This window comes from Janthinobacterium sp. GW458P (assembly GCF_002127585.1).
Classification (GTDB): Bacteria; Pseudomonadota; Gammaproteobacteria; order Burkholderiales; family Burkholderiaceae_D; genus Janthinobacterium.
The window spans coordinates 74,848-88,973 of record NZ_NEGZ01000016.1 but is presented as its reverse complement, the minus strand read 5'-3'; the positions used below and the strand labels follow the sequence as shown (position 1 = coordinate 88,973).

The following is a 14,126-nucleotide window of genomic DNA, read 5'->3' as shown; positions in this document are numbered from 1 at the left end:
CGGCCGGCGCCGGCGCTGGCGCAGGAGCGGGTGCCTGGCGGCCCACGTTCTGCGACTGGCGGCCTATCGAGCGGCCACCGCCCATCGGACGGGCCAGCGCCTCGCCCAGCATGGATACCGTGGTCGCGGCCAGCATCATGCCGACCATAAATTTCTTCAATTTCATTCCATCTCCTAAAATCACCAACGTTGATGCATTACATCTTGATGCCAGTGTGCAAAGCGGCAATGCCTGCCGTCAAATTGTAGTACTGCACGCGCTCCAGGCCCGCCGTTTCCATCATGGTCTTCAAGGTTTCCTGGTCCGGGTGCATGCGGATCGATTCGGCCAGGTAGCGGTAGCTTTCCGCGTCGCCGGCGATTTTCTGTCCGAACCACGGCAAGACCGAGAACGAATACAGGTCGTACGGCTTTTGCAGCGGCGCCGCCACCTTGGAAAACTCCAGCACCAGCAGCTTGCCGCCCGGTTTCAGCACGCGGCGCATTTCCGCCAGCGCCACATCCTTGTGCGTCATGTTGCGCAGGCCAAAGGCCACGCTGACGCGGTCAAAATAGTTATCGGGGAATGGCAGTTTCTCTGCGTCACACAACAAGGTGGGGGTGAGCAAGCCGCGATTCAAGAGGCGGTCGCGGCCCACGCGCAACATCGATTCATTGATATCGGTCAACCAGACTTCGCCCGTAGGGCCCGCCTGCTTGGCAAACGCCTTCGACAGGTCGCCCGTGCCGCCGGCGATGTCGAGCACCTTGAAGCCGGGGCGCACGCCCGCGTTGGCGATGGTAAACGTCTTCCACAGACGGTGCAGCCCGCCCGACATCAAGTCGTTCATCACGTCGTATTTGGCAGCGACGGAATGGAACACCTTGGCGACTTCGCGCACTTTGTCGTCTTCTGCAACTGTTTTGTATCCGAAATGGGTCGTATTGGTCATGGTAGGCAGTCTGTTTGAACTTGCGAGCATTATACAAGCGGCAGACGCATTTCCCCGTGACGCCGGAGAAGGTATTGCCTTTCCACTGCATTCTCTGCCAGCATTGCCGCCTGCGCATACGCCGCCAGCGCCCCGGGCCTGTCGCCCTGGCGGCGCAGCAGGTCGGCGCGGGCCGCGTGCAGATAATGCGAGTTGGCAAGGCTGGGCACGGCTTCGAGCCGCGCCAGCCACGCCAGCCCGTGTGCGGCGCCATGCGCCATGGCGCAGGCGATCACGGCATTGAGCAAGATCAAGGGCTCCGGCTTGTGCCGCAGCAAGGCACCGTACAGGGCGCTGATCTGGCGCCAGTCCGTCTGGCTGGCGATTGCCGCCCGGGCGTGCAGGGCGGCAATCGCCGCTTGCAACTGGTACGGCCCGGGCGTCCGGACGGCCATCGCCTGCTCCAGCAACGCCAGCCCTTCCGCCACCAGCTCGCCATCCCACAGGCGGCGGTCCTGCTCTTCCAGTGTCAGCAACTGGCCCTCGGGCGAGAGGCGGGCCGGGCCGCGCGACGCCTGCAGCAGCATCAGGGCCAATAGCCCCCGTACTTCCGGCTGGCCCGCTTGCAGGCTATCGAGCAGCCGCCCCAGGCGCAGCGCTTCCGCGCACAGATCCGCGCGCAGCAGGCTATCGCCGCCGCCGGCGCAATAGCCTTCACTGAAGACCAGGTAAATCACATGCAGCACCTGCGCCAGGCGCGGCTGCAATTCTTGCTCCGCTGGCAACTCGAACGGGATGCGCGCTTCGGCGATCTTGCGCTTGGCGCGCAATACGCGCTGCGACTGGGACGCTTCGGCCACGCCGAAGGCGCGCGCGATCTGGGCCGTGGACAAGCCGCACAGGGTGCGCAGGGCCAGCGCCACCTGCGCCTCGGGCGCCAGCGCGGGATGGCAGCAGATGAACAGCAGGCGCAAGCGGTCGTCCTCGATGGCGTGCGTTTCATCAACCATGGTCGCCGGCAGGCAGGACAGCACGGCGTCGGCATCGCCGACGCTCTTGCCCGCGCGGCGCACATGGTCGAGCGCCGCATGGCGCGCCACAGCACTGAGCCAGGCGGCAGGATTGTCGGGGATGCCTGCCTGCGGCCACAGTTCCAGCGCCTTGCGGCACGCCTCCTGCAGCACGTCTTCCGCCAGCCCCAGGTCGCCGAAGCGACGCATCAGGCCGGCCAGCACCCTGCCCTTTTCCTGGCGAAAGACGTATTCGACGGCCGCGATGGCGTCGCCGGCCATGCTCAAGCCGTGACGGGGCGCACTTCGATGGTGCCCAAGGACGCCGCCGGGCAACGCCCGGCCCAGGCCAGCGCCTCGTCCAGGTGGGCGCAGTCCAGCAGATAGTAGCCGCCCAGCTGCTCCTTGGTTTCCGCGAACGGCCCGTCCGTGATGACAGGCTTGCCATTGCGCACGCGCACGCTGGTGGCGCTGCCCACGGGCGCCAGCTCGGCCCCGCCGCGCAGCACGCCGGCCGCTTCCAGCGCCTGCGTGTAGCTGGCAAAGTCGGCCATCAGGCTGGCCATCTGGCCCTCTGCCATGGCGGCATAGCGCGCCTCGTCGGCGTAGATCAGGATCATGTATTCCATAGTCTCTTCTCCAAAAGAAAAATGCCCGCAAGCGCGGGCATTCATACGACGAATGGATATGCGGCAATCCGACAAGCTTACCGCATTATTTTTAATTCAATGTTGATGACCGCAGCCGCCGCCATTGCCGCCGCTACCGCAGCCGCCGCCGGACGATTGCTTGACCGTCATGTCGGCCTTGGCGTCGCGGCCGCTGTCACCGGGGTAGCCGGCAGCCGCCAGCTGGTCCAGGTAGGCTTGCCACAGGGTCGCTTGCTCCGCGCCCAGCTTGTACAGATACGCCCAGGTGTACAGGCCGGAGTTGTGGCCATCGCTGAAGGTCGGCTGCACGGCGTAGTTGCCGACAGGTTCGATGCCCGTGATGCCCACCAGGCGCTTGCCGAGTTGCAAAGTTTCCTGGCCCTTGCCATGGCCCTGCACTTCGGCCGACGGCGAGTACACGCGCAGGTATTCGAACGGCAGCGCAAATGTGCTGCCATCGTCGAATGCCACGTCGAGCACGCGCGACTGGTTGTGCACGGTCAAGCCGGTCGGTTGCGGTGTTGCTGTTTTTTCAGTCATGACGATACTTTATGCGGATAAACGTTGAATGATGGCGGCGCGCAAGGCCGGCAGCAGTGCGCGGCGCGCGGCCAGCACCTCGGGCGCCGTTTCGCGCTGCACCACGGCCCAGCTTGGATTGGGGAAATGCGCATCGTCGCGGTAGCGGGGAATCACGTGCCAGTGCACATGCGGCGTCATGTTGCCGAAACTGGCCACGTTGACCTTTTCCGGCTGCATTACTTCGCGCACGGCCAGCTCGACTTGCCACACGACTTCCATCACGTAATTGCGCTCGCCCGGCGTCAAATCCGTCATTTCCTTCACATGTTTGTTCCAGATCACGCGGCAAAAACCGGGGTAGCTTGGGTCGTCGACGGCCACCACGGACAGGCGCTCGCTGCGCCACAGCAAGGATTCACAACCCTGCTTGTTGGCGTAGCCGTCCAGCAAGCTGCACAAATCGCAGGTGGAACTCACACCAGCACCCGTTCGATGCCGCCGTCATTGGCGCGTTTCACGTAATCCGGCATCCAGTTCTCTCCCAGCAAGTGTTTGGCGATCTCGACGACGATGTAATCGGCCGTCGTGCCCGAATCGTCATTGTAGCGCGACAAGCCTTGCAGGCACGACGGGCAGCTGGTGAGGATTTTGACGTCGCCCGTGAAACCGTCGCCGCGCAGCTTGTCGGCGCCCTTGACCATCTCTTCTTCCTTGCGGAAACGCACTTGCGTGGAAATGTCGGGGCGCGTGACGGCCAGCGAGCCCGATTCGCCGCAGCAACGGTCATTCTTCTCGATCTTCACGTTGTCTACCGTGCTGATCAGGGAATTGATGGTCTTGCCCGATTCCTGCAGCTTCATCGGATTGTGGCAAGGCTCGTGGTACATATAACGCGTGCCATTGACGCCTTCCAGCTTGACCTGTTTTTCCAGCAGGTATTCATGGATATCCATGATGCGGCAGCCGGGGAAAATCTTTTCAAACTGATACGTTGCCAGCTGGTCGTAGCAGGTGCCGCAGGACACCAGCACTGTCTTGATGTCCAGGTAATTGAGCGTGTTGGCCATGCGGTGGAACAGGACGCGGTTGTCCGTCATCATCTTCTCGGCCTTGTCGAACTCGCCCGCGCCCCGCTGCGGATAACCGCAGCACAGGTAGCCAGGCGGCAAGACCGTCTGCACGCCCACTTCCCACAGCATCGCCTGCGTCGCCAGGCCCACTTGCGAGAACAGGCGCTCCGAACCGCAGCCGGGGAAGTAGAACACGGCTTCCGTATCGGCCGTCGTCGTCTTCGGATTGCGGATGATCGGGATGACCTTGTCGTCTTCGATATCGAGCAGCGCGCGCGCCGATTTCTTCGGCAGGTTGCCCGGCATCTTCTTGTTGATGAAATGGATCACCTGCGCCTTGACGGGCGGCTTGCCCGTCGATGGCGGCGGCGCCTTGGTTTGCTTTTTCGCAAACTTCTTCAACAGATCGTGGCCCAGGCGCTGCGCCTTGTAACCCCAGCCGATCATGACCTTGCGCGTGGCGTTGATGGTCACGGGATCGGTGGCGTTGAGGAACATCATCGTTGCCTTGGTGCCCGGATTAAAGCTCTTCTTGTCCATCTTGCGCAACAAATTGCGCATGTTCATCGACACGTCGCCGAAGTCGATGTTCACGGGGCAAGGCGTCACGCATTTATGGCAGACCGTGCAGTGGTCCGCCACGTCCTCGAACTCTTCCCAATGCTTGATGGAAATACCGCGACGCGTCTGTTCTTCGTACAAAAAGGCTTCGATCAGGGACGAGGTCGCCAAAATCTTGTCGCGCGGCGAGTACAGCAAGTTGGCGCGCGGCACGTGGGTCGAGCATACGGGTTTGCACTTGCCGCAGCGCAAGCAATCCTTGACGCTGTCGGCGATGGCGCCGATATCGCTTTGCTGCATGATCAGCGATTCGTGGCCCATCAGGCCGAACGATGGCGTGTAGGCATTGCGCAAGTCCGCGCCCATGCCCGGCAGGTTCAGCAGTTTGCCCTTGTTGAAACGGCCTTCCGGATCGATGCGCTGCTTGTAGCTGCGGAAGTCGCCGATTTCTTCTTCCGTCAGGAACTCCAGCTTGGTGATGCCGATACCGTGCTCGCCGGAAATCACGCCGTTCAGCGAGCGGGCCAGGATCATGATGCGGCCCACGGCCTGGTGGGCGTCCTGCAGCATTTCGTAATTGTCCGAGTTGACGGGCAAGTTCGTGTGCACGTTGCCGTCGCCCGCATGCATGTGCAGCGCGACAAACACGCGGCTACGCAGGATGCGCGCGTGGATGGCCGTGGCCTCGTCGAGGATCAGCTTGAAGGCGGCGCCATTGAAGATCTGGCGCAGCTGGGCGCGAATTTCTTGCTTCCAGGTAATGCGCACCGTGCGGTCCTGCACCACGTCGAACAGGGTGGCGCCCGGCTGCGTTTCCAGGCGCGCATCGAAGACGGGCAGCAGGCGCTCCATGCCCAGCTTGGCCAACTCGCCCTTCACGTCCGCCAGCGGACGGTCCAGCTGGGCCAGCAGATACGTCCAGCGGCGCGTCACTTGCGCCAGCAACTGCTGCGCCTGCTCGGCGCGGTCGCCCAGCATTTCCGCATCGTCGACGCGGTCGTCGGAAGCGTCGTCGCTCTTGCCTACTGGCAAGTTGCCCCTGGCAAAGAATTCGCTCAAGGCATCCGCCAGTTGCAGTTTATTCTTGATCGACAGCTCGATATTGATGCGTTCGATGCCATCCGTGTATTCGCCCATGCGGTTGAGCGGGATCACGACGTCTTCATTGATCTTGAACGCATTGGTGTGCTTGGCAATGGCGGCCGTGCGGGCGCGGTCAAGCCAGAATTTCTTGCGCGCTTCGGGGCTGACGGCCACAAAACCTTCGCCCACGCGGGTGTTGGCGATGCGCACCACTTCCGACGCCGCTTGCGCAACGGCGTTCTCGTCGTCGCCGACGATGTCGCCAAACAGGGCCATCTTCGGCAGCACGCCCCGCTTCGACTTGGTGGCGTAGCCGACGGCGCGCAGGTAGCGCTCGTCCAGGTGTTCCAGGCCCGCCAGGCGGATCGTCGCGTATTGCTCGCCCTTGGCCGGCAAGCCGTCCAGGTAATCCTTGATTTCCACGATCGACGGGATCGCGTCGCGCGCCTGGCCAAAGAATTCCAGGCAGACGGTGCGGGCGAACTTCGGCATCTTGTGCAAGATCCAGCGCGCCGACGTGATCAGGCCGTCGCAGCCTTCTTTCTGGATGCCCGGCAAGCCGGCGAGGAATTTATCGGTGACGTCCTTGCCCAGGCCCTCCTTGCGGAACTTGCGGCCGGGAATTTCCAGGATTTCCGTCTTGAACGGCGCGTTCGGTTTCGTTGCGTCGCGCGTGCTCGGGTGGCGCCATTCCAGCTGGAAACGTGCCAGTGCGATATCGTGGATCTTGCCCAGGTTATGGTCGAGCCGCGTGACCTCGAGCCAGTCGCCGTTCGGGTCGACCATGCGCCACGACGCCAGGTTGTCGAGCGCCGTGCCCCACAGCACGGCTTTCTTGCCGCCCGCATTCATGGCGACGTTGCCGCCGATGCAAGACGCGTGCGCGGACGTCGGGTCGACGGCAAACACGAAACCGGCCCTTTCCGCCGCTTCCGAGACCTTGTTCGTGATCACGCCGGCGCCCGAATGGATGGTCGCGTATTCGTGCGTGAGGCCCGGCAGGACCGTCATTTCCACGGCGCCCAGGGTAATGAGCTTTTCCGTGTTGATGACGGCCGACATCGGCGTCAAAGGAATCGCGCCGCCCGTGTAGCCGGTGCCGCCGCCGCGCGGGATGATGGTCAGCCCCAGCTCGATGCAGCCTTTCACCAGGCCGGCCATTTCCTCTTCCGTGTCGGGCGTGAGCACGACGAACGGGTATTCCACGCGCCAGTCGGTGGCGTCCGTCACGTGCGAGACGCGCGTCATGCCGTCGAAGCGCACGTTGTGCTTTTCCGTGTAGCGGCCCAGCACCTTGACCGTGCGCTTGCGCAAATCGTAGGTCTTGCGGAATTCGTCGCCAAAGTCGGCCACGGCCTTGCTGGCCGCTTTGAGCAGCAATTCCACATTTCTGCTGCGCGCCTGCGCCACTTCCGGCGCTTCGCCGGCCGCCAGCGCGTCGCCGCCGGCCGCATCGATACTCAAGCGGCGCTTGTCGACTTCGGCCAGGCGGTGATGCAGGGCGTCGATCAAGCCCTGGCGGCGCTTCGGGTTGTCGAGCAGGTCATCCTGCAGATACGGGTTGCGGCGCACGACCCAGATGTCGCCCAGCACCTCGTACAGCATGCGGGCGGAGCGGCCCGTCTGGCGGGCGCCGCGCAGCTCGTCGAGCAGGCGCCAGGAGTCCTCCCCCAACAGGCGTATGACGATCTCGCGATCGGAAAACGACGTGTAGTTATACGGGATTTCGCGCAGGCGGCTTGCTGCGGGACCATTCGGCGTTTCTGCCAGTAAAGCTTGGATTTGTGCGGGAGCGTTCATGGAGTATGGTGACGATGTGGACTGGACCCTAAAGAGCCATTTTATCTTATTGCGCCGCACCATGCGGGAACAGCCTTATGCCGCCCAAGGTTTAAGCGGGGTCATCTCTGCCATAGCAAATATGGCCCACTCGCATTTTTCATGAATAAAAAATCAGCACACCTGCATTTTTTACATAAAAATGCCAAGAATCGGACTCTACTGCAAACTATCGGCCTGCCTGAAAATGCAGCAAACAGGCGTTGCACCAGCCCCATTCAAGCCAGCATCTGGCCGATCCGGTGCCAGAAACCGTCGGGCACGTACAGCAGCAGGGTCGTCATGGTCAGATAGCGTGCGCACTTGCCGACGGCCATGTAGGCCACGCTGGGCCAGAACGGCAGCTTGAGCCAGCCGGCCAAGGTGCACAGGGGGTCGCCGACGATGGGCAGCCAGGCCAGCAGCATGGTCTTGGCGCCATAGCGGGCCAGCCAGCGGAACCAGCGCGTGTCGCGCTCCCTGGCGAAGGCCTGCTTGGCGCGGTAGCCCATCCAGTAGTCGACGATGCCGCCCAGGGTATTGCCCAGGGTGGCGACGCCGATGGCGGCCCAGAACAGGGGGGGATTGGCCTTGATGACGGCAAACACGGCCGGCTCCGAGCCGAGCGGCAAGAGGGTGGCGGAAATAAAGCTGATCAGAAAGACCGATGTCAGCCCGACTTCCGGCGCTGCGATCAGCTGCAGCAGCCAGGCGATTGCGGATTCGATCATTGAACACTTCGCGATGCGGTAAGGCTCTCCATTATAATGAAGAGCAGCCTGGGCGCCACACACATCGCGCCAACCGGCAGGGGCCCACCGGCCCATAGTTCCACAGAGCATTATTGTTGCCTGGCTATCCGCCCTGCGCAGCCGCTATCGACCGACACGCTCCAGACCCTTTCTGGCCCAGAATCACTTGCTTGCAGACTATGAACATCGACTACCTCAAGAAAATCCTGACCGCCCGCGTCTATGACGTCGCCACCGAAACGCCGCTGGAACTGGCCCCGGCCCTGTCGCAGCGCCTGAACAACCAGATTTATTTCAAGCGCGAAGACATGCAAAGCGTGTTCAGCTTCAAGATTCGTGGCGCCTACAACAAGATGTCCAAGCTCAGCGAAGCGGAACGCAAGCGCGGCGTGATTTGCGCCTCGGCCGGCAACCACGCCCAGGGCGTGGCCCTGTCGGCCGCCCGCATGGGTTGCCGCGCCGTCATCGTCATGCCGACCACCACGCCGCTGGTGAAGGTCGAGGCCGTCAAGGGGCGCGGCGGCGTGAACGTGGAAGTGGTGCTGCACGGCGAGTCCTACACGGATGCCTACAATCACGCGCTGACCCTGGAAAAGGAACAGAAGCTGACCTTCGTGCACCCGTTCGACGACCCGGACGTGATCGCCGGCCAGGGCACGATAGGCATGGAAATCCTGCGCCAGCACGCCGGCCCCATCCACGCCATCTTCGCCCCCATCGGCGGCGGCGGCCTGATCGCCGGCATCGCCGCCTACGTAAAGCAGATCCGTCCCGACATCAAGATCATCGGCGTGCAAAGCGTCGATTCGAACGCCATGGCCCGCTCGCTGAAGGCGGGCGAGCGCGTGACCCTGAACGACGTGGGCCTGTTTGCCGACGGCACGGCCGTGCGCCTGGCCGGCGAGGAAACCTTCCGCCTGGTGCAGGCGTATGTCGATGAAATCATCACGGTCGACACGGACGCCATCTGCGCCGCCATCAAGGATGTGTTTACGGATACGCGCTCCATCCTGGAGCCGTCCGGCGCGCTGGCCATCGCCGGCGCCAAGGCCTATGTGGAGCGGGCCAGCCTGACCAGGCACCCGGTCAACAATGAAACCCTGGTCACCATCGCCAGCGGCGCGAACATGAATTTCGACCGTTTGCGTTTTGTCGCGGAACGGGCCGAGCTGGGCGAATTCCGCGAAGCCGTGTTTGCCGTCACCATGCGCGAACAGCGTGGCAGCTTCAAGCGCTTCTGCTCGCTCATCGGCGCGCGCAATGTGACGGAATTCAATTACCGCATCAGCGATGAAAAAGCGGCGCACGTGTTCGTCGGCATCCAGATTGCCGACAGGCATGAATCGAGTGTGCTGGCGAAAACCTTCGAGGAACATGAATTCAAGACGCTGGACCTGACGCACGACGAGCTGGCCAAGTCGCACATCCGCCACCTGGTCGGCGGCAAGAGCCGGCTGGCGCAGGATGAGCTGCTGTACCGCTTCGAATTCCCCGAACGCCCGGGCGCGCTGATGCGCTTCCTCGACAGCATGGCGCCGAACTGGAATATTTCCTTGTGTCATTACCGCAGCCAGGGCGGCGACGTGGGCCGCATCCTGATCGGCCTGCAGGTGCCGCCCGATGAAATGGGAGAATTCGCCCGTTTCCTCGATACCCTGGGGTACCGTTACTGGGATGAGAGCAGCAATCCTGTGTATAAGCTGTTCCTGGGGTAAAAGAAGGGGGCAGTCGCTTCGCGATCGGAATACGTCCCATCGGGCCGTATTCCTCCTGCGCGTCCGAACCCAGCCGTCGCTGGTGGGTTGAAATAGGCTACCATGCGTGCTTGACCGAATTCACGCCACACGACCATGACCACCACCAACGACCTCGCCGAACAATCTCCGCTGGGCAAAAGCTCCGCCTACCGCACCGATTACGCGCCGGAACTGCTGTTTCCCATTCCGCGCCAGGGCAAGCGCGACGAGCTGGAATTGCGCGGCACCTTGCCCTTCTTCGGCCTCGACATCTGGAATGCCTATGAACTGTCGTGGCTGAACCAGCGCGGCAAGCCGCAGGTGGCCATCGCCAGGATCAGCGCGCCGGCCGATTCGCCCAACATCATCGAATCGAAATCGTTCAAGCTGTACCTGAACTCGTTCAACCAGACCAGACTGGATAGCCCGGAAGCCCTGTTGACCCTGCTCAAACAGGATTTATCGAAGGGCTTCGGCGCCCCCGTGCAGGTGGAACTGACCTTGCAGGAAGATTTTAACAAGCTGAAAATGGGTGAGTTCGACGGCGTGCTGCTCGATCGCCTGGACCTGGAAATCACGCAGTACACGCCCTCGCCGCTGCTGTTGAAGGCGGCGCTGGAGGAAGCGCCCGTGGAAGAAAAACTCGTTTCGCACCTGCTCAAATCGAATTGCCTGGTGACGGGCCAGCCCGACTGGGGCAGCGTGCAGATCGAGTACGCGGGCCCGCAGATCGACCAGGAAAGCCTGCTGCGCTATCTGATCGGTTTCCGCGAGCACAATGAATTCCACGAGCAATGCGTGGAGCGCATCTTCGTCGACATCTTGCGCCAGTGCAAACCACAGAAGCTGTCCGTGTATGCGCGCTATACGCGCCGCGGCGGACTCGACATCAATCCGTGGCGCAGCAACTACAGCACGGGAGTGATGCCGGGCAACCTGCGCAATGCACGCCAGTAACACCACGCGCAGTTGCGAAAAAGCGATGCCGACGAGCATGGTCACTGTGTTTTAAAACAACGTTGCGGTCATGCTTTGCAGCATCATCAAAGCGCCGAAAAGTCGGAAAATCGCCATTTGGCGACGGAAAAAGCGGCGCGCACCGCCTTTTTAATCACGAAATAGCCGGCGCACCCCAGTGTTGGTTTTTTGTTAAAATGAGGACGGCGCGGGGCGGCGCGCACACTGCGCCCGCAGCGGGCGTATACTGTTGAGAATTGGCGTTACAGGCCGCGAAAACAGGCCTATAATTCGGCTCGCAAGCCCTCTGCGCATTGCACCATTTCATTGAGTGTCATGACTAATCTTAGCAAAATACTATCCCTCGAAAACGTCTTGCTGGACCTGGAAGTTTCCAGCAAAAAGCGCGCCTTCGAGCAAGCCGGCCTGATCTTCGAAAACAACTACGGCATTGCCCGCTCCACCGTTTCGGACAATCTGTTTGCCCGCGAACGCCTGGGTTCGACCGGCCTGGGCCACGGCGTGGCCGTGCCGCATGGCAGAGTCAAAGGCAGCAAGACCCTGAAAGCCCCGCTGGGCGCCTTCGTGCGCCTGGCCGAACCGATTCCGTTCGAGTCGCCCGACGGCAAGCCTGTCAACCTGCTGTTTTTCCTGCTGATTCCCGATCATGTCACTCAGCAACATCTGGAAATCCTGTCGGAAATCGCCGAAATGTTTTCCGACGACGCCTTCCGCACGGCGCTGGCCACGGATCCGGAACCGAAATCCGTGCATTCGCGCATCGTCAATTGGCAACCCAGTCTGCAAGCGGCGGGTTAAACTTCAGGTATTCCTCCACTCCTGAAGAAGACTGCCATGTTGCAAACGCCGCTGACGATACAACGCCTGTACGACGATAATCGTGAAAGTCTGCAACTGGGCTGGTTCGCCGGCTTCCCCGGCGGCGAACGCCTGATCTCGGGCGACGTCTCGTCGGCCGCCGACCAGGTGGGCCACCTGAACCTGATCCATCCGGGCCGCATCCAGGTCTTCGGCCACCAGGAAATCAATTACTACCAGCGCCTGAAGGTCAATACGCGCACCCATGTGATCGGCGAGCTGATCGCCGGCGGTCCGCCCGCGCTGATCATCGCGCAAGGACTGGAAACGCCGCCCGACATCCTCGCCATCTGCGACGAACAAAACATCCCCCTGTTCTCGACCCCGCTGCCGGCCGCGCAGGTGATCGACTTCCTGCGCGTCTACCTGTCGAAAAAACTGGCGCAGCGCATCATCATGCATGGCGTGTTCATGGACGTGCTGGGCGTGGGCGTGCTGATCACGGGCGATTCGGGACTGGGCAAGAGCGAACTGGGACTGGAGCTGATCTCGCGCAGCCACGGCCTGGTGGCCGACGACGCCGTCGAATTCTCGCGCATCGCGCCCAACATGATCGAAGGCCGCTGCCCGCCCCTGCTGCAAAACCTGCTGGAAGTGCGGGGCCTGGGTTTGCTCGATATCAAGGCCATCTTTGGCGAAACGGCCGTGCGCCGCAAGATGCGCCTGAAACTGATCGTCCACCTGGTGCGCCGCAACGCGCTGGAAGAGGAAGTCGAGCGCCTGCCCTTCCTGTTCCCCACGGAAGACGTGCTGGGATTGCCTGTGCGCAAAGTCGTCATCCCCGTCGCCGCCGGCCGCAACATCGCCGTGCTGCTGGAAGCGGCCGTGCGCAATACGATTTTGCAGCTGCGCGGCATCGATACCCTGCAGGAATTCATGGAGCGGCAACGCCTCGCCATGAGTGGCGATTAATGCTGCCAAGGAGTCCGCCCTTGCAAGGGCGAACCGTTGCGCAGGCACGCAGCTGTGCTGCGTGAATTCCCTGCTGCACCAACGCCTCGCCATGAGTGGCGATTAATGCTGCCAAGGAGTCCGCCCTTGCAAGGGCGAACCGTTGCGCAGGCACGCAGCTRTGCTGCGTGAATTCCCTGCTGCACCAACGCCTCGCCATGAGTGGCGATTAGTTGCCTGAGAGAACAAGTTCCTGATGGGATGATTTTATTTAACCAAGACTACAGTCCAAATTGCAATAATTTGTAAAGATAATTGCTTCGAAAGCAGAGCGCCGTTCTTTATTGTATGATCGGCCTATGCATATCGTCCTTATCACCGGAATATCCGGCTCCGGTAAATCCGTCGCGCTCAATGTGCTGGAAGATACCGGCTATTACTGTGTCGACAACCTGCCGCCGGCCTTGCTGCCCAGCCTGGTGCAAACCTTGCTTGACGAAGGCACGCCGCAACTGGCCGTGGCCGTAGATGCGCGCAGCGCCGAGTCGCTCGTCAGCTTGCCGCACAATGTGGCCCTGCTGCGCGACCAGGGGCATGACGTCAAGGTCATGTTTTTGACGGCCACCACGCATTCGCTGGTGGCGCGCTTTTCGGAAACGCGGCGCAGCCACCCGCTGTCGCACGAATTGCGTCCGAACCACAATCCGGCCAGCCGCCGCACGCTGATCGAATGCATTTCGGAAGAGCGCGAACGCCTGTCGGCCATCGAGCAGCTGGGCCATGTGATCGATACCTCGGAACTGAGCGCCAACAAGCTGCGCGCCTGGATCAAGGATATCGTCGCCTCCGAGCGCGCGCCGCTGACCCTGTTCTTCGAATCGTTCGCCTTCAAGCTGGGCGTGCCGCTGGACGCCGATTTCGTCTTTGATGTGCGGGCCTTGCCGAATCCGTATTACGACCTGGCCCTGCGTCCGCTGGACGGACGCGACGCGCCCGTGATCGCCTTTCTCGACGCGCAGCCCAGCGCTCTGGAGCTGCTGGCCGACATCCGCGCCTTCATCGAGAAATGGTTGCCGTCGTTCAAGTCCGACAACCGCAGCTATTTGACGGTGGCGCTGGGCTGCACGGGCGGCCAGCACCGCTCCGTGTACATGGCGGAGCGGCTGGCGCAGTATTTCGGCGCGCGCGAGCGCGTGGTCCTGCGCCACCGCGAACGCGCCTAAGTAATCCTCAGGAAATTATTGTGAAATTATGACGAACACAACCGGATGCTGTGCAAGGCGCCA

General features: G+C 62.0%; 12 protein-coding genes. 5 read left to right on the top strand and 7 right to left on the bottom strand.

Annotated features, from left to right (window positions below):
• Window positions 1-197: 197 nt before the first annotated feature.
• The 7 genes from ubiE to CBW50_RS12050 all read right to left on the bottom strand — a co-directional run bounded on the left by ubiE (window position 198) and on the right by CBW50_RS12050 (window position 8,356).
• Window positions 198-932, bottom strand: coding sequence for a bifunctional demethylmenaquinone methyltransferase/2-methoxy-6-polyprenyl-1,4-benzoquinol methylase UbiE (gene ubiE / locus CBW50_RS12080; RefSeq protein WP_034753359.1), 735 nt, complete (start codon window positions 930-932; stop codon window positions 198-200).
• Between the two features lie 29 nt (window positions 933-961).
• Window positions 962-2,203: a sigma-70 family RNA polymerase sigma factor gene (locus CBW50_RS12075; RefSeq protein ID WP_086145776.1), complete on the bottom strand. Its 1,242-nt coding sequence runs from the start codon at window positions 2,201-2,203 to the stop codon at window positions 962-964.
• 2 nt (window positions 2,204-2,205) lie between these two features.
• A complete protein-coding gene (locus tag CBW50_RS12070) occupies window positions 2,206-2,550 on the bottom strand; it encodes a YciI family protein (RefSeq protein WP_086145775.1) in 345 nt (114 codons plus the stop codon).
• A gap of 96 nt (window positions 2,551-2,646) precedes the next feature.
• Complete coding sequence (locus CBW50_RS12065) at window positions 2,647-3,111, bottom strand: gamma-butyrobetaine hydroxylase-like domain-containing protein (RefSeq protein WP_086138995.1); 465 nt, start codon at window positions 3,109-3,111, stop codon at window positions 2,647-2,649.
• Window positions 3,112-3,120: 9 nt separating this feature from the next.
• Window positions 3,121-3,543: an HIT family protein gene (locus tag CBW50_RS12060; protein ID WP_226936329.1), complete on the bottom strand. Its 423-nt coding sequence runs from the start codon at window positions 3,541-3,543 to the stop codon at window positions 3,121-3,123.
• Window positions 3,544-3,566: 23 nt separating this feature from the next.
• Window positions 3,567-7,607, bottom strand: coding sequence for a DUF3683 domain-containing protein (locus CBW50_RS12055; protein WP_086145773.1), 4,041 nt, complete (start codon window positions 7,605-7,607; stop codon window positions 3,567-3,569).
• Window positions 7,608-7,864: 257 nt separating this feature from the next.
• Complete coding sequence (locus CBW50_RS12050; RefSeq protein WP_086145772.1) at window positions 7,865-8,356, bottom strand: YqaA family protein; 492 nt, start codon at window positions 8,354-8,356, stop codon at window positions 7,865-7,867.
• Window positions 8,357-8,556: 200 nt separating this feature from the next.
• Between CBW50_RS12050 and ilvA the strand changes: the two genes are divergently transcribed.
• From ilvA to rapZ, 5 genes are all read left to right on the top strand, one after another.
• Complete coding sequence (gene ilvA, locus CBW50_RS12045) at window positions 8,557-10,092, top strand: threonine ammonia-lyase, biosynthetic (protein ID WP_086145771.1); 1,536 nt, start codon at window positions 8,557-8,559, stop codon at window positions 10,090-10,092.
• A gap of 135 nt (window positions 10,093-10,227) precedes the next feature.
• Window positions 10,228-11,070, top strand: coding sequence for an NADPH-dependent 7-cyano-7-deazaguanine reductase QueF (gene queF, locus CBW50_RS12040; RefSeq protein ID WP_086145770.1), 843 nt, complete (start codon window positions 10,228-10,230; stop codon window positions 11,068-11,070).
• A 336-nt stretch (window positions 11,071-11,406) separates the two neighbouring features.
• Window positions 11,407-11,889 (top strand): PTS sugar transporter subunit IIA, encoded by a 483-nt coding sequence (locus tag CBW50_RS12035; RefSeq protein WP_071079718.1) that lies wholly within the window; start codon window positions 11,407-11,409, stop codon window positions 11,887-11,889.
• Window positions 11,890-11,925: 36 nt separating this feature from the next.
• Window positions 11,926-12,861: an HPr(Ser) kinase/phosphatase gene (hprK, locus tag CBW50_RS12030; protein ID WP_034753337.1), complete on the top strand. Its 936-nt coding sequence runs from the start codon at window positions 11,926-11,928 to the stop codon at window positions 12,859-12,861.
• A 338-nt stretch (window positions 12,862-13,199) separates the two neighbouring features.
• Window positions 13,200-14,063, top strand: a complete 864-nt coding sequence (rapZ, locus tag CBW50_RS12025; RefSeq protein ID WP_086145769.1) for an RNase adapter RapZ — start codon at window positions 13,200-13,202, stop codon at window positions 14,061-14,063.
• The last annotated feature ends 63 nt before the right edge of the window (window positions 14,064-14,126 follow it).

What these genes read in the sequence shown, in the direction of transcription:
- CBW50_RS12065 (WP_086138995.1), bottom strand. Translation starts at nt 3,111, where the DNA reads ATGACTGAAAAAACAGCAACACCGCAACCGACCGGCTTGACCGTGCAC.
- CBW50_RS12035 (WP_071079718.1), top strand. Translation starts at nt 11,407, where the DNA reads ATGACTAATCTTAGCAAAATACTATCCCTCGAAAACGTCTTGCTGGAC.
- ilvA (WP_086145771.1), top strand. Translation starts at nt 8,557, where the DNA reads ATGAACATCGACTACCTCAAGAAAATCCTGACCGCCCGCGTCTATGAC.
- CBW50_RS12055 (WP_086145773.1), bottom strand. Translation starts at nt 7,607, where the DNA reads ATGAACGCTCCCGCACAAATCCAAGCTTTACTGGCAGAAACGCCGAAT.
- CBW50_RS12075 (WP_086145776.1), bottom strand. Translation starts at nt 2,203, where the DNA reads ATGGCCGGCGACGCCATCGCGGCCGTCGAATACGTCTTTCGCCAGGAA.
- hprK (WP_034753337.1), top strand. Translation starts at nt 11,926, where the DNA reads ATGTTGCAAACGCCGCTGACGATACAACGCCTGTACGACGATAATCGT.
- CBW50_RS12070 (WP_086145775.1), bottom strand. Translation starts at nt 2,550, where the DNA reads ATGGAATACATGATCCTGATCTACGCCGACGAGGCGCGCTATGCCGCC.
- queF (WP_086145770.1), top strand. Translation starts at nt 10,228, where the DNA reads ATGACCACCACCAACGACCTCGCCGAACAATCTCCGCTGGGCAAAAGC.
- rapZ (WP_086145769.1), top strand. Translation starts at nt 13,200, where the DNA reads ATGCATATCGTCCTTATCACCGGAATATCCGGCTCCGGTAAATCCGTC.
- CBW50_RS12050 (WP_086145772.1), bottom strand. Translation starts at nt 8,356, where the DNA reads ATGATCGAATCCGCAATCGCCTGGCTGCTGCAGCTGATCGCAGCGCCG.
- ubiE (WP_034753359.1), bottom strand. Translation starts at nt 932, where the DNA reads ATGACCAATACGACCCATTTCGGATACAAAACAGTTGCAGAAGACGAC.